This is a genomic window from Roseateles sp. GW821-FHT09B06, assembly GCF_059418245.1.
Window position 1 is genome coordinate 1 of the sequence record NZ_JBWKPM010000020.1, and the last position, 21,036, is coordinate 21,036.

Sequence of the window (21,036 nt, forward strand, 5' to 3'; positions counted from 1 at the left end):
GATCGCCTGCACCTTGGCGTCGCCCTTGACGATGGCCTCGGCCGGGATCTTCAGCACCGGCCTCGGTCGCCCTCGGCGGCCCCGCGCGGCCGCGCGCCGCGGCGCCTGCAAGGCCGCAGCCCGCTGCGGCGTCCGCGGCGGTCGCCGTGCCGGTCGGCCCCCGCCTCAAGCCCGCACCGAGCCTGCTGTGGCGGTACCGGCTGATCCAGGGCGAGGAGAGCGGCGCGGCGCGTCTGCACTGGCAGGCCGAGACCGCGCAATACCAGGCGCGGCTGGAGCGCGAACTGCCCGGCCGCGCCCTGCCAGCGTGGCTCAGCCGCGGCGGCCTGGACGCGCAGGGCCTCGCGCCCGAGCGCTTCGCCGAGCAGCGCCGCGGCCGCGACCACCGCGCCACCAACTTCCGCCGCGAGCAGGGCCTGATCAGCTTCTCGGCCAGCGCCGGGCAGATCGCCCTGCCGCCCGGCGCGCAGGACCGGCTCAGCTGGATGCTGCAATTGGCCGCGCTGCTGGACGCCGACCCGGCGCTGCGCCAACCGGGTGCGCAGATCGTCCTGCCGGTGGCCGGTCTGCGCGGGGAGCTGAACGACTGGCGCTTCGAGGTGCTGGCACGCGAGGATCTGCTGCTGCCGGTCGGGCCGGTGAATGCCACGCTGCATCTGCGGCGCGCGGCGCTGGGGCCTTATGACGCGCGCACCGAGGTCTGGCTCGATCCGGCGCGCCACCACCTGCCGGTGCGGCTGCGCCAGAGCCAGGGCGATGCGCAGCGCTGGGAACTGGAGTTGCAGGAAGAGATCTTGCAACCGTGACCTTGTGACGCTTCCACCACATTGCCTGCACGGCAGATCCCCCGAGTCGCGGGGCTTTCTGCCAGTATTTGTGCACGGCCAGGCTTGAAAGCACGTAGCCTGACCACAGCTACAGGGCACAGGAGTCATTCATGCACATGCTTTACAACTCCCCGAGCTTCATCGTCGTGCAGTTTGACGTGCCGGTGCCCGGCCTGCAGGCTGTTGACCAGGTCGAGCCCGAGTTCCAGCTCAGCCGCGGCGGTTTCGAGATCGTCGACAAGTTCGCGCGCCGCGAGATCTTCATCGAGGGCGCGCTGGCCGAGCAGTTCCAGCAGGGCGTCGAAACCCTGATGGGCCAGGACCCCTCGGAAGAGGATCTGGACGACTTCATCGAACAATATGCCAACCTCGGCCAGCAGCCGGTGGTGATGCACTGAGCAACGGCCCTCCCCCTAAGGCCTGCGGCCCTGGCAGCCCGTAGGAGCGGCAACACCGGATCCACGGCCCTCGCAGGGCCGGCGCGGCGGCGCCCGGCGCGCGGCAAATAATCCTCATCCTAGGCCCCGCCATAGGCCGTCCGGGCCTTGACAGCGCGCGTTGCTGAGCCAAGATGGGCTCAAGCCCGTCCCCGCGACGGGTCCGCGAGGAGTCCCCCATGGTCAAGCGTCTGGCTGACACGCGCGTGCTGGCATCCCCCGGCCTCTCCAAGGCACCGGTGCTGGATCGCATGTGTTCGCACTTCGTGCTGACCTTGACGGTCAAGCATGCCGGCCGCTTCAATCTGCGCCGCGACTTCAACGGCCTGCTCTCCTTCACCGGCCGCCATCTGGTGTGGCCGCTGCGCGTGCTGAGCCGGCTGCGCGCCTACCTCGCGCAGCGCTGCCAGGGCAACGAACTCTGGAGCGGCCACGAGGCCTTGAGCGACGAAGCCTTTCTCGAGCGCCACGGCGTCTGGCACGGCCCCTTCGCCGAGGCCACGCTGTTCTTCTACCTGGACGAGTACATCAAGGACGCGCCCAAGGACATGCTGGCCCTGCTGGCCACCACCTGCGAGTTCCTCGACCGCCAGCTCAAGCGCGAGTCCACCCTGGTCGAGAAGAATATCGCGGCGCTGGGCCATCTGCTGCAGCTGAATCCGGCCGAGCGCGCCATCCTGCTCTACGGCACGCTGGCACGCTACCAGCGCGAACTGCGCGGCGCCCTGGTCGAGTTCAAGGTCAACACCGCGCAGGAGGCCTTCGCCGCCATCGCCGCGGTGGCCGATGTCAATGCGCAGGAAGTGGCCGAGGCGCTGCGCGCGGGCTCGCGCCTGGAGCGCATCGGCATGGTGGAGAACCTGATCTCCGAACACAACATCACCGACCTGGCCGACCTGATGAAGGTCAGCGAGCAGCTGCCGCCGGTGTTGATGCGCGAATACCCGGGTCCGGGCGACCTGATGGCGGTGTTCACCCGCCCCGCCAGCAAGAGCGAACTGAAACCCGAGGATTTCCAGTTCGTCGCCGAGGACCTGTCGCTGCTGGGCGGCTTGCTGCGCAATGCGGTGACGCGCCAGCTGCCCGGGATCAATGTGCTGCTCTATGGCCCGCCCGGCACCGGCAAGACCGAGCTGGCCAAGGTGGCGGCCCAGGCCGCCAGCCTGGATCTCTACGAGGTCGAATACGCCGACCGCGACGGCAACTCCCTGTCGGGCCGCGACCGCTACCGCTCGCTGCAGATCAGCCAGCAGTTCCTCAAGGCCAGCCCCGACGTGGCCCTGCTGTTCGACGAGGTGGAGGACGTGTTCCCGCCGCTGTCCACCGACACGGTGCAACTGATGGCGCGGCTCGATGCCGCGCTCGATGCGCCGGCCTCCGGCTCGGTCAGCGGCAAGGCCTGGGTCAACCAGATCCTCGAGACCAATCCGGTGCCGGTGATCTGGATCACCAACCGCATCGAGCAGATCGACCCGGCCTTCCGGCGCCGCTTCCAGTACCACCTGGAGCTGAAGTCGCCGCCGCCCGGCGCCCGCCTGGGCCTGGTGCAGCGTGCCCTGGGCGAGGTGCAGGTCGGCGCCGCATTCGCCGAGCGTCTGGCCGAACGCCGCGGCCTGACGCCGGCGCAGATACGCACGGCGGTGCGCTTTGCGCAGCTGGCCGGGGGGCGCGACACGCACGAGGCCTTGATCGAGCGCCAGCTGGCCAATGCCGACAAGGCCCTGGGCCATGCGGCCCACGAGCATGGTCGGCGGCCGGTGGTGACGCAGTACGCGCTGGAGCTGCTGAACGTCGAGTCGCGCTTCGAGATCCCCCGCATCATCGAGGCGCTGCGCCGCCGCCAGCCCGACAGCCCGGGCGGCCATCTGTGCTTCTACGGCCCGCCCGGCAGCGGCAAGACCGCCCTGGCCGAGCATATCGCCCAGGCCCTCGGCCGGCCGCTGATGATCCGCCTGGCCAGCGACCTGGCCAGCAAGTTCGTCGGCGAGACCGAGCAGAACATGGCCCGCATGTTCGACGCGGCCCAGACCGAGGGTGCGGTGCTGCTGCTTGACGAGGCCGACAGCTTCCTGCGCAGCCGACGCATGGCCGAACGGCACTACGAGGTCAGCGAGGTCAACGAGATGCTGGCCGGCATGGAGCGCTTTGCCGGCGTCTTCATCTGCACCACCAATCTGTTCGAAGACCTGGACGAGGCGGCGCTGCGCCGCTTCGCCTTCAAGATCCATTTCAAGGCCCTGACCCGCGAGCAGCGCGAGCTGATGTTCCGGCGCGAGGCCGCGGTCGAGCGGCTCGACGCGATGCAGGGCGACCGCCTGGCCGCGCTGGACCAGCTGACCCCGGGAGACTTCGCCGCGGTGCGCCAGCAGATCGAGATCCTCGGCGAGCCCTTCACGCCGGACGAATTCCTGACCCAGCTCGAGGCCGAGCACCGGGTCAAGCCCGAGGTGCGGCAGCGCCGCGGCATCGGCTTTCGCGCGAACTGAAGCTCAGTGTGCGTAGATCGCTTCCTCCGAGGCGAAGCCCTTGACCTCGATCGGATTGCCGAAGGGGTCCTCGAAGAACATCGTCCACTGCTCGCCCGGCTGGCCCGGGAAACGCTGCTGGGGCCTGAGCACGAAGTCCATCCCCGCGGCCTCCAGCCGTGCCGCCAGGGCCTGCCAGTCCGGCAGCAGCAGGATCAGGCCGAAGTGCGGCATCGGCACCAGATGCTCGCCGACCTTGCCGGTGCGGCTGGTCGCGAAGGGCTCGCCCAGATGCAGCGAGATCTGGTGGCCAAAAAAATCGAAGTCGACCCAGGTCTCGGTACTGCGGCCCTCGGTGCAGCCCAGCAGGCCGCCGTAGAAGGCACGCGCCCGCTCCAGGTCACGCACATGGAAGGCCAGATGGAAAACGCTGCGCATTGCCGGTCTCGATAAGTCGATGGGATTCCATGGCATCGTAGCGGCATGCACAAGGAAATGCCGCACAGCCTCAAGCTCGTCACCATCTGGCTGCTGGTCACCCTGGCGGTGTTCCTGGGCTTCAAGGCCTGGGAGCATCACCAGGCCCAAAGCCAGGTCGAGCTGCACAAGGGTCGCATCCTGCTGCAGCGCGGCCCGGACGGCCATTTCCACTGGCGCGGCCAGATCAACGGCGTGACCGCGGATTTCCTGGTCGACACCGGCGCCAGCTCCACCGCCCTGCCGCAAAGCCTGGCCGAGCGCGCCGGACTCAAGCCCGAGGGCGAGATCCGCTCGCACACCGCCGGCGGCGTGACCCGCGGCTACCTGGCGCGCGCCGACATCGTGCTGCAGGGCGGCCTGCGCGCCGAGCGCCTGCAGGTCGCCGTGCTGCCCGATCTGGGGGCGCCCCTGCTGGGCATGGATCTGCTGTCCAAGCTGCGCTTCAGCCAGGGCGATGGCGTGCTCACGATCGAGGCGCCCTGAACCGGCTGACGGCGGTGCGCCGCTGGGCTTACCATCGAGTCACAACGAGGAGACCCCATGGCCGACAACAGCTTCACCAAGTTCGTCCCCGGCTTCGACTTCCTGCAGGGCCTGGTCAAGAACGCCGGCGCCGCGCTGCCGGGCATCGGCCAGTGGGTCGCGCCCACGCTGAATCCCGAGGAGCTGGAAAAGCGCATCGAGGAGCTGCGCACCGTGCAGTTCTGGCTGGAGCAGAACGCCCGCATGCTGGGCGCGACGATCCAGGCGCTGGAAGTGCAGCGCATGACCCTGTCGACCCTGAAGTCGATGAACGTGCCGCTGGCCGAGCTGAGCAACACGCTGAAGCTGCCCACGTCGCCCATCGCCGCGCCGGCCCCCGAACCCGCGCCGGCCGAGCCGCGCGCCAAAGCGGACAAGGCTGACAAGGCGCCCGCAAGCCCGGCCGCGCTGCCGGTGGATCCGATGCAGTGGTGGTCGGCGCTAAGCCAGCAGTTCACCCAGCTGGCCGCCAATGCGATGAAGGACACGGCCACCGATGCCGCGAAGAACCTGGCCGGCGCCATCGTCAAGCAGAGCTTCGATGCCGCGGGCGAGACCCTGAAGAAGGCGGCCGCCATGCCCGGCGCGGCGGTCAAGAAGGCCGCGTCCGCCCGCAGCGCCTCCGCCGGCGGTTCGCCCGCCGCCGCCAAGTCCCGCCCGAGGCCGGCCGCGCGCACCCGCAAGACCCCCTGAGCCCATGAGCAGTACCAAGCCCTTCGTCCACGCCCACGCCACCCATCCCGACGCCCATATGGCGCTGGCGCTGGCGGCAGCGCAGATCGAGGCGCAGCGCCAGGCGCTGGGCCTGCGGCCGACGCTGGGCTGGATCTACCTGTGCGAGCCCTACGCGGCCCGGGCCGAGGCCCTGCTGGACGAGGCGCGCCAGCGCTGGCCCGGCGTGGCCTGGGTGGGCGCGTCGGGGCCGGGCATCTGCGCCAGCGGCGTCGAGTATTTCGACGAGCCGGCGCTGGCCCTGATGCTGGCCGAGCTGCCGCCCGCGCAGTTCCGGGTCTTCTCGGGCCGCCGGCCGCTGGGCGACTGGAGGCCCGAGCTGGCCCTGGTGCATGCCGATGCCGCCACGCCCGATCTGCAGGAGCTGCTGCGGGAGCTGGCCGACGAGACCCATGGCGGCTATCTGTTCGGCGGGCTGGCGGTGGGGCGCGAGGATGCGCTGCAGATCGCCGACGGCGTCTGGCGCGGCGGACTCTCGGGCGTGGGCTTCGGGCCGGAGGTGAAGCTGCTGTCCCGCGTCAGCCAGGGCTGCCAAGCGCTGGGGCCGGAACGCCGCATCACGGCCTGCGAGAGCCATCTGCTGCTGGAGCTGGACGGCCAGCCGGCGCTGGACTGCCTGCTGCAAGACCTGACCCTGCCGGTGACCGCCGGCCCGGCCGAGCTGCGCGAGGCCCTGCCGCGCCTGCGCCGCACGCTGGTGGGCCTGTCCGCCGCCGGCCAGCGCCGCGACCGGCGCGAGTACGGCCCCGAGGTGCTGGTGCGCCATCTGGTCGGCCTGGATCCGGCGCGGCGCGGCCTGGCGATCGCCGAGAAGCTGGTGACGGGCCAAAGCCTGAGCTTCTGCGAACGCCACCCGGAGGCCGCGCGGCGCGACCTGCTGCGCATCTGCACCGAGCTGCGCGCCGAGATCGAGGAGGCCGGGCAGACCATGGCCGGCGCGCTCTACATCAGCTGCAACGGCCGCGGCGGCCCGCATTTCGGCGCGCCCTCGGCCGAGCTGCAATGGGTGCGCCACGGCCTGGGCGAGCTGCCGCTGGTGGGCTTCTTCGCCGGCGGCGAGATCGCGCACCGCGGCAATCTCTATGGCTACACCGGCGTGCTGACGGTCTTCCTGAACCCATGAGGCGCCGCGCGCTCCTGCTGGCTGCGGCGCTGGGAAGGCCGGCGCTGGCGCAGGAGCCCGACTGGGTGGGCTACCCGCGCCACCTGCCGCAGCAGGACGCCCAGGTCAATTATTTCGTCGAACTGATGCGCCTGGCACTGGCGCGCAGCGGCCGGCGCTACGAGCTGCGCCCCACGCCCAGCACCATGGTGCAGGGCCGCGCGCTGATCGAGCTGGCCAAGCCCGGTTCGGCGATCGACGTGTTCTGGACCATGAGCAATGCCCAGCGCGAGCAGCAGCTGCTGCCGGTGCGCGTGCCGCTGGAGCGCGGCCTGATCGGCTGGCGCCTGGCCCTGGTGCGCCGCAGCGACCGCGAGCGCTGGAAGGATCTGCGCCGCCTCGACGAGCTGGCGCGCTACAGTGCCGGCCAGATGCCCGACTGGCCCGACACCGACATCCTGCGCGCCAACGGCCTGCCGGTGGTGACCAGCAGCCATTACCAGGGCCTGTTCCAGATGCTGGCGGCCGGCCGTTTCGACTATTTCCCGCGCTCGATCTTCGAGATCGACGCCGAACTGGAGGCCTACCGCCATCTGGAACTGGAGATCGAGCCCCACCTGCTGCTGCATTACCCCGCCGCGCTCTACCTCTTCGTCAACCCGCAGCGCCCCCGGCTGGCCGCCGAGCTGCGCCGCGGCATGGAGGCGCTGGTGGCCGACGGCACGTTCGAGCGCCTGGCCCAGCAGCAGTTCGGCGCGCTGCTGAGCCACCACCGGGTCCAGCAACGCCGCGTGCTGCATCTCGCCAATCCGCTGCTGAGCCCCGAGACGCCGCTGCAGCGCAAGGCCCTGTGGTTTCAGCCGCCCGGCTGAGGCCCGTGGCGCGTCGGCCGCTCCGGGCAAGCGCCCGGCCCCGCAGACGCGGGATTCGGTATGCCGCGGTGCCGACTGCTGCCCGCTCCGCGTTGCAGCTGCGCTGCCGCCAAGGGGGTACAGTCATGCCGCTGCTGGAGCCCGCCCCACGTGAACGCCATCCCTGCCCTGGCCGCCGATCCGGCGCCATCCGCCCTTGCCGAACGCCGCCAGGCCCAGGCCCGCGTGATCGACGCGCTGGGCCGCCATCTGCCGGCCCACGCCCTGCTGTGGCAGGCCGAGGACACCACGCCCTACGAGTGCGACGGCCTCTCCGCCTACCGCGAGCGCCCGCTGGCCGTGGCGCTGCCCGAGACCGAGGCCCAGGTGGCCGCGGTGCTGAAGGTCTGCCATGCGCTGCGGGTGCCGGTGGTGGCGCGCGGCGCCGGCACCGGTCTGTCGGGCGGCGCCCTGCCGCATGCGCAGGGCGTGACCCTGGCCCTCGCCAAGTTCAACCGCATCCTCGATCTGAGCCCCATCGCGCGCACCGCACGCGTGCAATGCGGGGTGCGCAATCTGGCGATCTCCGAGGCGGCGGCGCCGCATGGTCTCTATTACGCCCCCGACCCCAGCAGCCAGATCGCCTGCACGATCGGCGGCAACGTGGCCGAGAACTCGGGCGGCGTGCACTGCCTGAAATATGGCCTGACCCTGCACAACGTGCTGCGCGTGCGCGGCTTCACGGTGGAGGGGGAGGCGGTGGAGTTCGGCTCGGAGGCGCTGGACGCGGCCGGGCTGGACCTGCTGTCGCTCATCGTCGGCAGCGAGGGCATGCTGGCCGTGATCACCGAAGTGACGGTCAAGCTGGTGCCCAAGCCCAGGCTGGCGCGCTGCATCATGGCCAGCTTCGACGATCTCGGGAAGGCCGGCGACGCGGTGGCCAGCATCATCGCCGCCGGCATCATCCCGGCCGGCCTGGAGATGATGGACAAGCCGATGACCGCCGCGGTGGAGGACTTCGTGCATGCCGGCTACGACCTGAGCGCCGCGGCCATCCTGCTGTGCGAGAGCGACGGCACGCCGGACGAGGTCGAGGAGGAGGTGGCGCGCATGGCGGCGGTGCTGCAGGCCAGCGGCGCGACGCGCTGCGAGGTCAGTGCCGACGAGGCCCAGCGCCTGAAGTTCTGGAGCGGGCGCAAGAATGCCTTCCCCGCCTCGGGCCGCATCAGCCCCGACTACATGTGCATGGACTCAACCATCCCGCGCAAGAAGCTGGCCGCCATCCTGGAGGCCATTCAGCAGATGGAGAAGAAGTACGGCCTGCGCTGCGCCAATGTCTTCCATGCCGGCGACGGCAATCTGCACCCCCTGATCCTGTTCGATGCCAACGACCCCGACCAGCTGCATCGCTGCGAGCAGTTCGGCGCCGAGATCCTGGAGACCAGCGTGGCCCTGGGCGGCACGGTCACCGGCGAGCATGGCGTGGGCATCGAAAAGCTGAACTCCATGTGCGTGCAGTTCTCGGCCGAGGAACGCGAGCAGATGCTCGCGCTGAAGCGCGCCTTCGACCCCCTGGGCCTGCTGAACCCCGGCAAGGTGATCCCGACCCTGCAGCGCTGCGCCGAGTACGGCCGCATGCATGTCCGGAAGGGCCTGCTGGCCTTCCCCGAGCTGGAAAGGTTCTGAGGACGCGATGCTGCTAGAACAACTTCAGGAACAGATCAGGGATGCCGCCGCGCGCGGCGCCGGGCTGGACATCCGCGGCCAGGGCAGCAAGGCCTTCTACGGACAGCCGCCCGCGGGCGAGCCGCTGGAGATGGCGGGCTTCGCCGGCATCACGAGTTACGAGCCCAGCGAGCTGGTCGTCACCGTCAGGGCCGGCACGCCGATTGCCGAGCTGGAGGCCGTGCTGGCCGAACAGGGCCAGCACCTGGCCTTCGAGCCGCCGCGCTTCGGTGGCCAGGGCAAGGCGGGGAACGGTGCCGCGGGCGGCACCGTCGGTGGCATGGTCGCGGCCGGCCTGTCGGGCCCGGCACGTGCGGCGGCCGGCTCGGTACGCGACCATCTGCTCGGGCTGACGATGCTGAACGGCCGCGCCGAGGCCCTGAGCTTCGGCGGCACGGTGATGAAGAATGTGGCCGGCTATGACGTCTCGCGCCTGATGGCCGGGTCCATGGGCGTGCTGGGCCCGATCCTGGAGGTGTCGCTGAAGGTGCTGCCGCGCCCGGTGGCCAGCAGCACGCTGCGCTTCGAGATGGACCAGGCTGCGGCCTTGCGCGCCCTGAATCAATGGGGCGGCCAGCCCCTGCCGATCCAGGCCAGCGCCTGGTGGGAAGGGGCCCTGGTGCTGCGCCTGGCCGGCGCCCAGGCCGCGGTGGCCGCGGCGCTGCAGACCCTGGGCGGCGAGGCCATCCCGCCCGACCTGGCCCGGCCCTTCTGGGACGACCTGCGCGATCAGGCCGACGAGTTCTTCCAGGGCGCCGAGCGCGCGGTACAGGGCGGCGCAAGGCTGTGGCGCCTCTCGGTGCCGCAGACCGCGCCCGAACTGAATCTGCAGGGCGAGCAGCTGGTCGAATGGGGCGGCGCCCAGCGTTGGCTCACCACCGCCCAGCCCGACGCCCAGGTGCGCGAGGCCGCCGCCGCGGTGGGCGGCCATGCCACGCTGTTCCGCGCCAAGGACAAAAGCATCGGCGCCTTTGCGCCGCTCTCGGCGCCGCTCATGCGCATCCACCGCGAACTGAAGAAATCCTTCGACCCGCAGGGCCTCTTCAACCCCGGCCGCCTCTACGCTGAACTCTGACATGCACAGCCCCTACGCTCACTCCGTTCACTGCCCCCCAAGGGGGCGCTCAGCGCCCTTCGGGCGGCCGGGCGGGCGCTGAGATGCAGACCCATCTCGCTCCCGAATTCCAGGGCACGCCGGAGGGCCGGAAGGCCGAGGAGATCCTGCGTCGCTGCGTGCATTGCGGCTTCTGCACCGCCACCTGCCCGACCTACCAGCTGCTGGGCGACGAGCTCGACGGACCGCGCGGCCGCATCTATCTGATCAAGCAGGTGCTGGAGGGCGCCACGCCGACCGCCGCGACGCAGTTGCACCTGGATCGCTGCCTGACCTGCCGCAACTGCGAGAGCACCTGTCCGTCCGGCGTGCAATACGGCCAGTTGGTCGAGATCGGCCGCCACATCATCGAGGCCAAGGTCGAACGCCCGCGCCCGGAGCGCGCCGTGCGCTGGCTGCTCAAGGAGGGGCTGACCTCACCGCTGTTCAAGCCGGCCATGCGGCTGGGCCAGGCGCTGCGCCCGCTGGTACCGGCCGCCCTGAAGGACAAGGTGCCGGCCAAGGCCCCGCCGCGGGCCCACCAATGGCCGACCCGCAGCCATCCGCGCAAGGTGCTGATGCTCTTGGGCTGCGTGCAGCCGGCGATGATGCCCAATATCAACTCGGCCACCGCCCGGGTGCTGGACGCCGCCGGCATCCAGACCCTGGTGGCCGAGGAAGCGGGCTGCTGCGGTGCGATCCGCAGCCATCTGAACGACCATGAGGGCGGCCTCGCCGACATGCGCCGCAATATCGACGCCTGGTGGCCCCTGGTCGAAGGCCTGACCGAGGCCGGCCGGGTCGAGGCCCTGGTGATGAATGCGTCGGGCTGCGGCGTCACGGTCAAGGAATATGGCCAGGCCCTGGCCCACGACCCCGACTACCGCGACAAGGCTGCGCGCATCGGCGCCCTGACCCGCGACCTCAGCGAGCTGCTGCCGGACCTGCTGCCGGACCTGAAGAGCCGGCTGGCGCAGCAGGCGGCCCGCCCCCGGCTGGCCTACCACCCGCCCTGCACCCTGCAGCATGGCCAGCGCTTGAGTGGCGGGGTCGAGGGCGTGATGCGCGAGCTGGGCTTCGAGATCGCGCTGGCGCCCTGCGACAGCCATCTGTGCTGCGGCTCGGCCGGCACCTACTCGGTGCTGCAGCCCGAGCTCTCCAAGCAGTTGCGCGACCGCAAGCTGCAGGCCCTCGCCCCGCTGCAGGCCGAGACCATCGTCTCCGCCAACATCGGCTGCATCCAGCAGCTGCAGTCCGGCACCACCCAAGCGGTGCGGCACTGGATCGAGGTGCTGGACGAGGCCCTGGCGTGAAATAGTGCCGCCCAATTGGTGCGGCAATCGCCCACCAAGGGCAAATCAGTAGCAAAGTCGCAAACGTTTTTTTACAGAATGGCGCGGCACGGAACCTGAGGAGGGGAAGGGCATCGCGGCCCGACGCCGGCCGGCGCGCAGCACATGCGCGCCAGCCGGCCACCCCAGGGCCGCCACAGCAAGAGCAGAGAAGCCGGTTCTCCCCACGGAGGCCGGCTTTTCTATTTATTGCTGCCGGCTCGCGGGCCTGCGGCACACCGCGCCAGCGGCATCGCGCTCGTAGAGCTGGTTGAGCCGCTCGAAGCGTGCCAGGCGCTCGGCCTCGATGAAATCGCGCAGGGTTTGCAGCTGCGCCGGGCGCAGTTCGGCATCATGGTGCAGCACGATTTCGGCCTGCAGGCCCCAGTCGAGCTCCAACTCGGTCAACCACAAGGGCGCCGCCGCGGGCAGCAGGGTCAGCAGCCGCTCGGCCACCGCCCCGTCTTCCAATTCCCGCAGCAGCAGTTGCTGGGGCCAGCGCGACAGCAGGGGCTGATCCAGCCCCTGCGGCGGCCACAGGGCCAGCAGCCATTGCGGCGCATGGCTCTCCAGCAGCGGCCCGCCCGGGCCCTGGATCAGCTCGGTACTGGCTCCGGTGACGCGCCGGCAGGCGCCGATCCAGGCCCCCGGCTGCCATTGCTTCAAGAGGCGCGGATCGGCCATGCGGCGCGACGGCGGCGGCAGCACCAGCTCGGGCAGGGTCGGCTCCAGCACGGTGTCGCCGCCCAGTCGAGCCGCGGCGCGCAGCGCCTCGTCCAGGTCCGCCGCGTCGACCGGTGCGGCCGGCGCCGGCGGCGGCAGCTGGATCTCGGGCGGCTCGATGTCCTCGACATCCCGCATCTCATAGCCGCGCTCGCGCAGGCGCCGGATCCGCTCGGCCTCGGGAGGCCGCCGGCCCGGCGGCAATAGCGCGTCCAGGTTCAGGTCGGGCAGGCCCTCGGGGGCTCGCGGCGACGCCGCGCGCCAGCCGTCCAGCAGGCGGGTTGGATCGAAGTCGTCGTCCATGCCGCGCATTGTGCGGCTGGCGGGCGCCGGAAGCACTCCCGCGAGGTCACGCCCCGCCCGCTCCCCCGCAACGCCGTTTGCGCGCTTAAGCTCCGAGCTCGCCCACCACAACAGCGTTCTCACCATGATCGGAACCACCGTTTCGCGCCGCCGCCTGTTGCTGCTGAGCAGCCTGGCCGCCGCCATGCTGGCCGGCTGCGCCAGCGGCCCGCCCTCCGCCACCGGCGCCGCCGCCGTCAAACCCAAGCTGATCGTCTTCCTGGTGGTCGACGGCCTGCCGATGCGCCAGGTGACGGGCTATCGCGACCAGCTGGCACCCGACGGCTTCAAGCGCTTCCTGGACCGCGGCGCCTGGTTCGCCGACGCGCACTACGCCCATGGACACACGGTGACGGCCGCCGGCCATGCGGTGATGCTGTCGGGCGCCTACCCGCAGCGCAGCGGCATCATCGGCAACGAATGGCGCGACCGCGAGACGGGCGAGACCATCTACTGCACCCAGGACAGCGCCCACCGGTACATCGGCAACCAGACCGCGCCGCTGGCCGGCACCAGCCCGAAGAACTACAAGGTCGAGACCGTCGGCGACGTGCTGCGCACGCTGCAGCCCGCGTCCAAGGTAATCGCCGTCTCGGGCAAGGACCGCGGCGCCATCCTGCCGGCCGGCCGCTTGGGGCAGGCCTACATGTACATGAGCGAGAGCGGCCAGTTCGCCTCCAGCACCTACTACATGAAGGAGCATCCGGCCTGGGTCGATGCCTTCAATGCGGCGAGGCCGGCCGACGCCTTCTTCAAGAAGAGCTGGACGCCACTGCTTCCGGAGGCCGCGTATGCACGCTCGTCCCCGGACGGCCAGCCCTGGCAGAGCAGCGGCGGCAACGGCAACCAGCTGCCGGCCGTCGTCGGCGACCAGATGGACAGGCCGGGCCCGCTGTTCTACGGCAATATCCTGCCCTCGCCCTTCGGCGACGAGCTGACCTTGGCTTTCGCGCGCGCCGCGATCGAGGGCGAGCGGCTGGGCACGGACGAGCTGACCGACATCCTTTCGGTCAGCCTGTCCAGCCATGACTATGTGAACCACGCCTTCGGCCCCGAGTCGCGCCTGTCGCACGACCATTTCCTGCACCTGGACCGCTATCTGCAGGGCTTCTTCCGGTACCTGGACGCCAGGGTGGGCGCCGGCAACTATGTGGCGCTGCTGACCGCCGACCATGGCTTCGCCGACACGCCGGAATACGCTGCCAGCCGCGGCCTGAACGCCGAGCGCATCAACCCCGGACTGACCCTGGCCTGGCTCAACACCGAGCTGTCCAAGCGCTTCGGCGAGGGCAAATTGGCACGCGGCTACTCGGCCGCCGGCATCCTGTTCGACGAGAAGCTGATCGCGGCCAAGGGCCTGAGGTCGGCCGCGGTCTACGCCGCTGCCAAGCAGCTGCTGCTGCAGGTGGACGGCATCGCCGATGTGTTCACGCTCGAGCAGATGCAGGGCAAGGACACCAAGACGCCCTACTTGGAGGCGATGCGCAAGTCCTGGCATCCGGACGTGGCCGCGCCGCTGCAGATCGTCGTCAAGCCCAACTGGCTCTACAGTTCGCGCGCAATCGGCAGCTCGCACGGCACGCCCTACCGCTACGACACCCATGTGCCGATCCTGGCCTGGGGCCCGGCCTGGGTGGGCCAGGGCGAGGTGCCGCAGCCGGTCGAGGTGGCCGACATCGCGCCCACCTTGGCGCAGATCCTCCAGGTGCGCGCGCCGGCGCAGGCACAGGGCAGGCCGCTGCCGCTGCCGCGCTGAGGCGGCCGCCGCCCGGTTCGGGCAAGGCCGCGCCCAGCCAGGCCATCATGGCCATGTAGCGGCCCAGGGCGGAGCGGCACCGGCCGGCGCGGATGTCACGCACGCAGGCCTGCACGATCCCGAAGATGGCATCCAGGACATCCGCGCGCCGCGCGCTGGCCTGGATGCGCCGCACCAGCGCAGGCGCGGTGGCGTAGTAGCGGCGGATCAGCGCCGCGCCGCCGGGCTGCCGTGCCAGGTAATGGTCGCGGAACCGGCGCAGCGTCCGGAGCTGATCGCAGTCGTCGGGCAGACCCATCCACTCGCAGCAGGCGCTTGTGAGGAAGCAGCCGCAGCAGTTGCCCCCGCCACCACCACCGCCGCCACCGCCGCCGCCCATCCCGTGCCCCGGCAGCACCGGCGGAAGGATGGGCGCATTGATCAGCCGGACGAGATCGAAGACCGCCAGCGCGACCGGCGTCAGCTGGGCCGGCAGCACATCATTACCAAGCTTGCGCAACTCCATCACGGCACCATTGCGCGCCGGCTCGTTGTCGGACGGACCGATATCGCTCGCATGCGCCATGCCCAGACCGCCCGGCGCGAGCGCGTACTCCCCATAGCCGACGATATGTTCGATGTCCTGGATGTCCTGGCCCTGCCCCAGGGCCGTCAGGATGGCCTGGATCGTCGGCGGATTCAGGCCCACCCCCTCGGCCTGCACCGGCAGGAACTCCGTGGCCAGCACGAGCGGGTCCATATGCCCCAGCACCGCGATATCCGCGCCATTGAGGCTGCCGTAATGCGGCAGCAGGCCCAGCCGGAGCATGAAGGGCATGAAGTACTTCGCATAGCCGTTGTCAATGGGGACGATGCCTTGCGTCGTGACCTCGGCGAAGCCGTACAGGATCGAGGCGAAGCCGATCGCGCTCTCCGAGGCGCCATGCGGGCCTAGATCGGCCCGGGCCCGGGCCAGCCCGTTGGCCCAGGCCTGCCGGAACGGCTGCTGATCGAGCTTGCCGCTCCAGCCGAAGACCTGGGCATGCCCCTCCTTGGCGTCGGCGGGCGGGCCGAGGGGGCCGTTGACGGGATTTCCGCCGGTGAGCTCGGGCGCGCGCGTGGCGTAGTCGATCAGTTCGGCGATCCGCTCGAACTTCACCCCCACGGTGGACTGCGGGTGGAAGTGGACATGACCGTTCACGTGGAAGTCGAAGCCGGCGATGTTGGCGTTCCAGGCCACGCCGCCTGCCGCCAGGGCATTGACCGGCTGACCGTGCACGATGCCAGCGGCCAGGGCCTGCACGTCCGCCATCTGGTTGACCAGCGTCGCGCGCCCTCCCGCCGTCTCGTCCACGGCTACGGTCACGATCTCCATCTCGTTGTTGGTCAGTCCGTGGTCCTCCTCGACATCGAACATCCCCGCATTCGAGCCCACCACCGGCCCGCCGGCGATGGGCGTGATGTGGACACCGCCGGTTCGATAGGTCACGCTGTCAAAGGCCTGGAACTCGAACCCCACCATGCGCTGCACCGGGGCGCCGGCGGGGTCGGGCCGACGCTGCGCCGGCGCTGCCGCCTCGCTGCCGGGGGCGAGCGAGGCGCCGAGGCGCAGGGCCTGCGAACCCATGAGGTCAGCCTCCGCTTCCAGGCCGGGATCGTCATTCAGCGCCGCCCCGGCCAGTTGCCGGGTGGCGGCCACGCGCCCCTGGCGCTGCTGCACGACATGCCAGGCCTCGTGCGGCAGGTGCCTGGCCTGCCCCGGCCCGAGGTGGATGTCGCGGCCCTGGGCAAAGGCCTGGGCCTGGAGCTGGGCGGGCCGGTCCGAATCGGCGTGCACCCGAACATCCGACAGATCCACACCCGACAATGCCTCGATGCCCGTCCGCAGCGCCGCAGGCAGGCCGCCGTCCGCGGGCCGCTCGCCCGGGGGCCGCTGTGGTGCCCCTTCCTGCAGCGACTGCATCCTCTGTCGCTGGGCCACCATGCGCGGGCTGTCGCTCAAGCGTTCGCTCGCCAGACCGCCAAGCCCCGCGTCCGTGACGGACCGGCTGTCCGTGGCCGGCGTGACGCTCTTGTGCACCGGCACGGTGACTGGCTGCTGCTGCCCCATCGAACAAGGCCCTCGTGCATGAAGCCTGGACGATAGTCGGCCGCACCCGGGCCGCCTATCGGCAAATTGCTGATTTGCCGCTCCCCGGCCGTCGGACCGAATGCCATCCGGACCGGCCGGCACCCGCAAACCCCGGCTCGCACCGGGCCTGGCCCCGCGCCGCCATTCATACGGCCCATCCCCCCATTCGCCGCTTGCTGCCATCCCTTGGCAGCAGCGCTGCGCTACGCTTTGCGGCCGATCCCTTTCCGCAGGTGCGCCCTTGTTCAGCTGGTTCGAAAAACTCGTCGCTCCCTATCCCGACACGCCGCCGCCGCAGCCGCCGGCCGGGCTGCTGCGCTTCATCTGGGCCGCCACGGCCGGCATGCGGCCGCTGATCCTGGGCCTGACCCTGCTGACCGCCGGCATCGGCGCCTTCGAGGCCCTGCTGTTCTCGATGCTGGGCACGGTGGTGGACTGGCTCTCGGCCGTGCCGGCCGAGCAGCTGTGGGCCAAGGAGAAGGGCAATCTGGCCCTGCTGGTCGGCATCCTGGTGGCCAGCCCGCTGCTGATCGCGCTGCAGGCGATGAGCAAGTACCAGGGCCTGTCCAGCAACTTCCCGATGCGGCTGCGCTGGAACTTCCACCGCCACCTGCTCGGCCAGAGCATGAGCTTCTATTCGGACGAGTTCGCCGGCCGCGTCTCGGCCAAGCTGATGCAGACCGCGCTGGCGGTGCGCGACTGCGTGCTGATCGTCACCGACATCCTGGTCTTCGTGACCATCTACTTCGTCACGATGCTGGGCGTGGTGGGTGGCTTCGACCTGAGCCTGCTGCTGCCCTTCCTGGGCTGGCTGGCCTGTTACATCGCGGCGCTGTGCTTCTTCGTGCCGCGGCTGGGCAAGGCGGCGGCGGCCCAGGCCGACGCGCGCAGCCTGATGACCGGCCGCGTCACCGACGCCTACACCAATATCAGCACGGTCAAGCTGTTCTCGCACAGCCAGCGCGAGGCCCAGTTCGCGCGCGGTGCGATGCAGGAATTCCTAGCCACCGCCTACCGCCAGATGCGCCTGATCAGCGGCTTCGAGGTGATCAACCACCTGCTGTCGGTGGGCCTGATCGCCTGCACCGCCGGCGTCACCCTGTGGCTGTGGACCCAGGGCCAGGTGGGCATCGGCGCGGTTGCCGCGGCCACCGCGATGGCGCTGCGCCTGAACGGCATCTCGCACTGGATCATGTGGGAGATGGCCAGCCTGTTCGAGAACATCGGCACCGTGCAGGACGGCATCAACACCCTGTCCAAGGCGGTCGCCGTGAAGGACGCGCCGGACGCCCAGGCGCTCAGGGTGACGCGCGGCGAAATCCGCTTCGAGGGCGTGGGCTTCTCGTATGGTGAGGGCGGCAGCGGCAGGAAGCCGGTGCTGAAGGCCCTGGACCTGCGCATCCGCCCCGGCGAGAAGATCGGCCTGGTGGGCCGCTCGGGCGCCGGCAAGTCCACGCTGGTGAACCTGCTGCTGCGCTTCTACGACATCGAGCAGGGCCGCATCCTGATCGACGGCCAGGACATCGCCCGCGTCACCCAGGACAGCCTGCGCGCCCAGGTCGGCATGGTGACCCAGGACACCAGCCTGCTGCACCGCTCGGTGCGCGACAACCTGCTGTATGGCCGCCCCGACGCGACGGACGCGCAGATGAGCGCCGCCGCCGAGCGTGCCGAGGCGCAGGAGTTCATCCAGGGCCTGACCGACCCGAAGGGCCGCAAGGGTTTCGAGGCCCATGTCGGCGAGCGCGGCGTCAAGCTCAGCGGCGGCCAGCGCCAGCGCATCGCGATCGCCCGCGTGATGCTGAAGGATGCGCCGATCCTGCTGCTGGACGAGGCCACCAGCGCGCTCGACTCCGAGGTCGAGGCCGCGATCCAGCGCAGCCTCTACCGCCTGATGGAGGGCAAGACCGTGGTGGCGATCGCCCACCGCCTGTCCACCATCGCGGCGATGGACCGCCTGATCGTGATGGACGGCGGCGAGATCGTCGAGGAGGGCAGCCATGCCGAGCTGCTGGCACGCGGCGGCCTGTACGCACGGCTGTGGGCGCACCAGAGCGGCGGCTTCCTGGGCGAAGAGCTCGAAGAGCCCGCGGCGGCCTGAAACAAGCGGGCCGCTCCGCTAGGATATCGGCATGCAACGCGATGCCGGCAGTCCGATTCGCAACATCGAAACCTATGCCCATGGCTCATTCCGCCCGCATGGCCGGATCGAGTTCTGGACCGAGGGCTCGGTGCTGCGCATCGTGGCCGAAGGGCCCTTCAACCGCGAGGCGGTGCAGGCGGTGGGCCTGGCGATGCGTGATCTGTTTGCCGGCATGCCGGCGGTCGGCCGCTTTGCCGACATCCTGGACATGCGCGGCAGCCTGCTGGCCTCGCCCGATGCGCTGGAAGCGTTTGGCGACTTTCTCCAGGCCATGAGCGCGGCGCAGACCGCGCCGGCGGCCGTGGCCTGGGTCGTGGCCCAAGAGGTCGAGGGCCGCGACCTGATGCTGCCCATCTATGGCCAGCTCTATGCCCGCCACGGGCGCCAGTTCGCGGCCTTTGAAGGCATGGCCGAGGCCGAGGCCTGGGTGCGCGAACGCCTGAGCGGCTGAGAACGGCCCGCTCTTCCCTAGTCGTCCAGCTCTAGCCGGTCGCGCCCCGCTGCCTTGGCGCGGTGCAGCGCCGCGTCGGCACGCTGCAACAAATCCTCCACCGATTCCCCCCAGCGCGCCTCGGCCAGCCCGGCCGAGCAGGTGTAGCCGCGCTGCGGCCGGGTTTTCAGCGGCCGCGCCTGCCGCACCCTGGCCAACAGACGTTCGATGATGGCACGGGCCTGGCCCCGCCCGGCGGTGGGCAGGATCAGCAGGAACTCCTCGCCGCCCAGGCGGCCGCAGCCGTCCTCGCGCCGGATGCTGGCCTGCAGCTGTCCCGCGAAGTCGCCCAGCACCCGGTCGCCGGCCGCATGGCCCAGCTCGTCGTTGATGCGCTTGAAGTCGTCCAGGTCCAGCAGCACCACGCACAGCGGCCAGGCTGCGTCATTGGCCAGGGCCTGCTGCAGCTGCTGCAGCGCGTGGCGTCGGTTGCTGAACCCCGTCAGCGCATCGGTCTGCGCGGCCCGCAAGGCCTTGACATGGGCCTGGCGCGGCGCGCGGCCGTCCTGGCGCAGGGCCGTGATGTCGTTGCCCAGCAGCAGCAGCCAGCCGTCGGCACGCACGGTCTCGCTGATCCAGATCCAGCGGCCATCCCACAGATCCACCTCGAAGGCGCGGTGCGATCGCTTGCCGCGGCGCGTCATCGCGGCGGCCAGCCAGGCCTCGATGTCGTCGGCCTCGATCACCGCGCCATGAGCACAGCGGTGGTTGTCGCGCATGATGTCGGCCCAGCTAGGCCGGGCGTCCGACGCCACCCGATAGGCCGCCCTGAAGGCCATATTGGCGTAACGCAGCAGGTCCTGCGGATCGAACAGCGCCACCAGTTGCCGGCCATCGTCCAGCAGCTGGCGCAGCAGGGCGTTCAGATCGTCCGGTGGTTCGGGCCCGGTCATCGTGTTCCTTGGGGTGGGCTGGCGCACACCGTAACATCGGCAGCCAAGCGGTCAAACCTGAGGAGCAACACCATGAAATGGGACGGCCAACGCGAAAGCGACAACGTCGAAGACATGCGCGATGCCGCACCGCGGCGCGGCGGCGGTCTCGGCGGCGGCCGCGGCATCGGACTGGGCGGCATCGTCATCGCCCTGCTGGCCTCCTGGGCCTTCGGCATCAATCCCATGACCGTGCTGGGGCTGCTGGGCGGCGAGGGCGGTGTGCCGGCGCCGCAGCCGCGCGAGGCCGCCCCCGGCCCCAAGCCCCAGGACCCGGCCGCACGCTTCGTCTCCACCGTGCTGGCGGACACCGAGGATGTCTGGGGCAGCTATTTCAGCCAGCGCCAGCAGCAGTACGCCGCCCCCAAGCTGGTGCTGTTCCGCGGCAGCTACCCCACCGCCTGCGGCCAGGGCGAGGCCGCGATGGGCCCGTTCTACTGCCCGGCCGACCGCAGGGTCTACATCGACCTGGCCTTCTACGACACCCTGCGCGAACGCCTGGGCGCCCCCGGCGACTTCGCCCAGGCCTATGTGATCGCCCACGAAGTGGGTCATCACCTGCAGAATCTGCTGGGCATCAGCGAGCGTCTGGATCGGGCGCGCGGCCGGGTGTCCGAGCGCGAATACAACGCGCTGAGCGTGCGCCTGGAACTGCAGGCCGACTGCCTGTCCGGTGTCTGGGCCCATCATTCGCAGCGCGGCAAGGGCTGGCTGGAAGCCGGCGACATCGAGGAGGCGCTGAACGCCGCCGCCAAGATTGGCGATGACACCCTGCAGCGCCAGTCGCAGGGTCGGGTGGTGCCGGAGAGCTTCACCCATGGCAGCAGCGCCCAGCGGGTGCGCTGGTTCAAGCGCGGCCTGGACCAGGGCGAGTTGGCCAGTTGCGACACCTTCAAGGCGGCCCAGCTATGAGCCCCATCCGCATGAGTGAAGGGCCGCGCCCGGGCTTTTCGGTCCGTCCCCAGGGCTGTCGGA

17 protein-coding genes and 1 pseudogene are annotated in these 21,036 nt (G+C 70.5%); 14 read left to right on the forward strand and 4 right to left on the reverse strand.

Annotated elements, in window-relative coordinates:
* Positions 1-146: 146 nt before the first annotated feature.
* The 3 genes from AC07OQ_RS16670 (at position 147) to AC07OQ_RS16680 (ending at position 3,750) form a co-directional block, all read left to right on the forward strand.
* Entirely contained in the window at positions 147-806 is a 660-nt protein-coding gene (locus AC07OQ_RS16670) for a DUF3108 domain-containing protein (RefSeq protein ID WP_495054250.1), read from the forward strand.
* A 131-nt stretch (positions 807-937) separates the two neighbouring features.
* Positions 938-1,225, forward strand: a complete 288-nt coding sequence (locus AC07OQ_RS16675; protein WP_495054251.1) for a BTH_I0359 family protein — start codon at positions 938-940, stop codon at positions 1,223-1,225.
* A 218-nt stretch (positions 1,226-1,443) separates the two neighbouring features.
* Positions 1,444-3,750: an ATP-binding protein gene (locus AC07OQ_RS16680; RefSeq protein ID WP_495054252.1), complete on the forward strand. Its 2,307-nt coding sequence runs from the start codon at positions 1,444-1,446 to the stop codon at positions 3,748-3,750.
* A gap of 3 nt (positions 3,751-3,753) precedes the next feature.
* Here AC07OQ_RS16680 and AC07OQ_RS16685 read toward each other — a convergent pair whose 3' ends face one another.
* Positions 3,754-4,167: a VOC family protein gene (locus tag AC07OQ_RS16685; protein ID WP_495054253.1), complete on the reverse strand. Its 414-nt coding sequence runs from the start codon at positions 4,165-4,167 to the stop codon at positions 3,754-3,756.
* Between the two features lie 45 nt (positions 4,168-4,212).
* On the opposite strand from AC07OQ_RS16685, the gene AC07OQ_RS16690 reads away from it, so the two are divergent.
* The 7 genes from AC07OQ_RS16690 (at position 4,213) to glcF (ending at position 11,547) form a co-directional block, all read left to right on the forward strand.
* On the forward strand, positions 4,213-4,692 hold the full coding sequence (locus AC07OQ_RS16690; protein WP_495054254.1) for a retropepsin-like aspartic protease family protein: 480 nt from the start codon (positions 4,213-4,215) through the stop codon (positions 4,690-4,692).
* Between the two features lie 57 nt (positions 4,693-4,749).
* Positions 4,750-5,424, forward strand: coding sequence for a PhaM family polyhydroxyalkanoate granule multifunctional regulatory protein (locus AC07OQ_RS16695; RefSeq protein ID WP_495054255.1), 675 nt, complete (start codon positions 4,750-4,752; stop codon positions 5,422-5,424).
* A gap of 4 nt (positions 5,425-5,428) precedes the next feature.
* The gene (locus AC07OQ_RS16700; RefSeq protein WP_495054256.1) at positions 5,429-6,586 is read left to right on the forward strand and encodes an FIST signal transduction protein; all 1,158 of its coding nucleotides are present in this window, start codon (positions 5,429-5,431) and stop codon (positions 6,584-6,586) included.
* The gene (locus tag AC07OQ_RS16705) at positions 6,583-7,437 is read left to right on the forward strand and encodes a substrate-binding periplasmic protein (RefSeq protein WP_495054257.1); all 855 of its coding nucleotides are present in this window, start codon (positions 6,583-6,585) and stop codon (positions 7,435-7,437) included. The genes AC07OQ_RS16700 and AC07OQ_RS16705 overlap by 4 nt, the downstream gene beginning before the upstream one ends.
* 168 nt (positions 7,438-7,605) lie before the next feature.
* The gene (locus tag AC07OQ_RS16710) at positions 7,606-9,102 is read left to right on the forward strand and encodes an FAD-linked oxidase C-terminal domain-containing protein (protein ID WP_495054331.1); all 1,497 of its coding nucleotides are present in this window, start codon (positions 7,606-7,608) and stop codon (positions 9,100-9,102) included.
* Positions 9,103-9,109: 7 nt separating this feature from the next.
* Entirely contained in the window at positions 9,110-10,216 is a 1,107-nt protein-coding gene (gene glcE, locus AC07OQ_RS16715; protein ID WP_495054258.1) for a glycolate oxidase subunit GlcE, read from the forward strand.
* 83 nt (positions 10,217-10,299) lie between these two features.
* On the forward strand, positions 10,300-11,547 hold the full coding sequence (glcF, locus tag AC07OQ_RS16720; RefSeq protein WP_495054259.1) for a glycolate oxidase subunit GlcF: 1,248 nt from the start codon (positions 10,300-10,302) through the stop codon (positions 11,545-11,547).
* A 225-nt stretch (positions 11,548-11,772) separates the two neighbouring features.
* On the opposite strand, the gene AC07OQ_RS16725 is transcribed toward glcF, so the two are convergent.
* Positions 11,773-12,591, reverse strand: a complete 819-nt coding sequence (locus tag AC07OQ_RS16725; RefSeq protein ID WP_495054260.1) for a hypothetical protein — start codon at positions 12,589-12,591, stop codon at positions 11,773-11,775.
* Positions 12,592-12,715: 124 nt separating this feature from the next.
* Here AC07OQ_RS16725 and AC07OQ_RS16730 point away from each other — a divergent pair, with 124 nt between their 5' ends.
* Positions 12,716-14,386, forward strand: coding sequence for an alkaline phosphatase family protein (locus AC07OQ_RS16730; RefSeq protein ID WP_495054261.1), 1,671 nt, complete (start codon positions 12,716-12,718; stop codon positions 14,384-14,386).
* Positions 14,387-14,534: 148 nt separating this feature from the next.
* Here the strand turns inward: AC07OQ_RS16730 and AC07OQ_RS16735 are convergent.
* Positions 14,535-16,679, reverse strand: a pseudogene (locus AC07OQ_RS16735) (eCIS core domain-containing protein); the annotation flags it as partial.
* A gap of 58 nt (positions 16,680-16,737) precedes the next feature.
* Here AC07OQ_RS16735 and AC07OQ_RS16740 point away from each other — a divergent pair.
* Entirely contained in the window at positions 16,738-18,597 is a 1,860-nt protein-coding gene (locus AC07OQ_RS16740; protein ID WP_495054262.1) for an ABC transporter ATP-binding protein, read from the forward strand.
* Between the two features lie 31 nt (positions 18,598-18,628).
* Complete coding sequence (locus AC07OQ_RS16745) at positions 18,629-19,090, forward strand: hypothetical protein (RefSeq protein ID WP_495054263.1); 462 nt, start codon at positions 18,629-18,631, stop codon at positions 19,088-19,090.
* 17 nt (positions 19,091-19,107) lie between these two features.
* On the opposite strand, the gene AC07OQ_RS16750 is transcribed toward AC07OQ_RS16745, so the two are convergent.
* Positions 19,108-20,022, reverse strand: a complete 915-nt coding sequence (locus AC07OQ_RS16750) for a sensor domain-containing diguanylate cyclase (RefSeq protein ID WP_495054264.1) — start codon at positions 20,020-20,022, stop codon at positions 19,108-19,110.
* A 72-nt stretch (positions 20,023-20,094) separates the two neighbouring features.
* Here AC07OQ_RS16750 and ypfJ point away from each other — a divergent pair, with 72 nt between their 5' ends.
* Positions 20,095-20,973 (forward strand): KPN_02809 family neutral zinc metallopeptidase, encoded by an 879-nt coding sequence (gene ypfJ, locus AC07OQ_RS16755; RefSeq protein WP_495054265.1) that lies wholly within the window; start codon positions 20,095-20,097, stop codon positions 20,971-20,973.
* The last annotated feature ends 63 nt before the right edge of the window (positions 20,974-21,036 follow it).

Bases quoted from the DNA above. Each gene is read 5' to 3' on its own strand.
- glcE (WP_495054258.1), top strand. From the start codon at position 9,110: ATGCTGCTAGAACAACTTCAGGAACAGATCAGGGATGCCGCCGCGCGC.
- AC07OQ_RS16725 (WP_495054260.1), bottom strand. From the start codon at position 12,591: ATGGACGACGACTTCGATCCAACCCGCCTGCTGGACGGCTGGCGCGCG.
- AC07OQ_RS16695 (WP_495054255.1), top strand. From the start codon at position 4,750: ATGGCCGACAACAGCTTCACCAAGTTCGTCCCCGGCTTCGACTTCCTG.
- AC07OQ_RS16750 (WP_495054264.1), bottom strand. From the start codon at position 20,022: ATGACCGGGCCCGAACCACCGGACGATCTGAACGCCCTGCTGCGCCAG.
- AC07OQ_RS16705 (WP_495054257.1), top strand. From the start codon at position 6,583: ATGAGGCGCCGCGCGCTCCTGCTGGCTGCGGCGCTGGGAAGGCCGGCG.
- AC07OQ_RS16690 (WP_495054254.1), top strand. From the start codon at position 4,213: ATGCACAAGGAAATGCCGCACAGCCTCAAGCTCGTCACCATCTGGCTG.
- AC07OQ_RS16730 (WP_495054261.1), top strand. From the start codon at position 12,716: ATGATCGGAACCACCGTTTCGCGCCGCCGCCTGTTGCTGCTGAGCAGC.
- AC07OQ_RS16745 (WP_495054263.1), top strand. From the start codon at position 18,629: ATGCAACGCGATGCCGGCAGTCCGATTCGCAACATCGAAACCTATGCC.
- ypfJ (WP_495054265.1), top strand. From the start codon at position 20,095: ATGAAATGGGACGGCCAACGCGAAAGCGACAACGTCGAAGACATGCGC.
- AC07OQ_RS16685 (WP_495054253.1), bottom strand. From the start codon at position 4,167: ATGCGCAGCGTTTTCCATCTGGCCTTCCATGTGCGTGACCTGGAGCGG.
- AC07OQ_RS16675 (WP_495054251.1), top strand. From the start codon at position 938: ATGCACATGCTTTACAACTCCCCGAGCTTCATCGTCGTGCAGTTTGAC.
- AC07OQ_RS16700 (WP_495054256.1), top strand. From the start codon at position 5,429: ATGAGCAGTACCAAGCCCTTCGTCCACGCCCACGCCACCCATCCCGAC.
- AC07OQ_RS16680 (WP_495054252.1), top strand. From the start codon at position 1,444: ATGGTCAAGCGTCTGGCTGACACGCGCGTGCTGGCATCCCCCGGCCTC.
- glcF (WP_495054259.1), top strand. From the start codon at position 10,300: ATGCAGACCCATCTCGCTCCCGAATTCCAGGGCACGCCGGAGGGCCGG.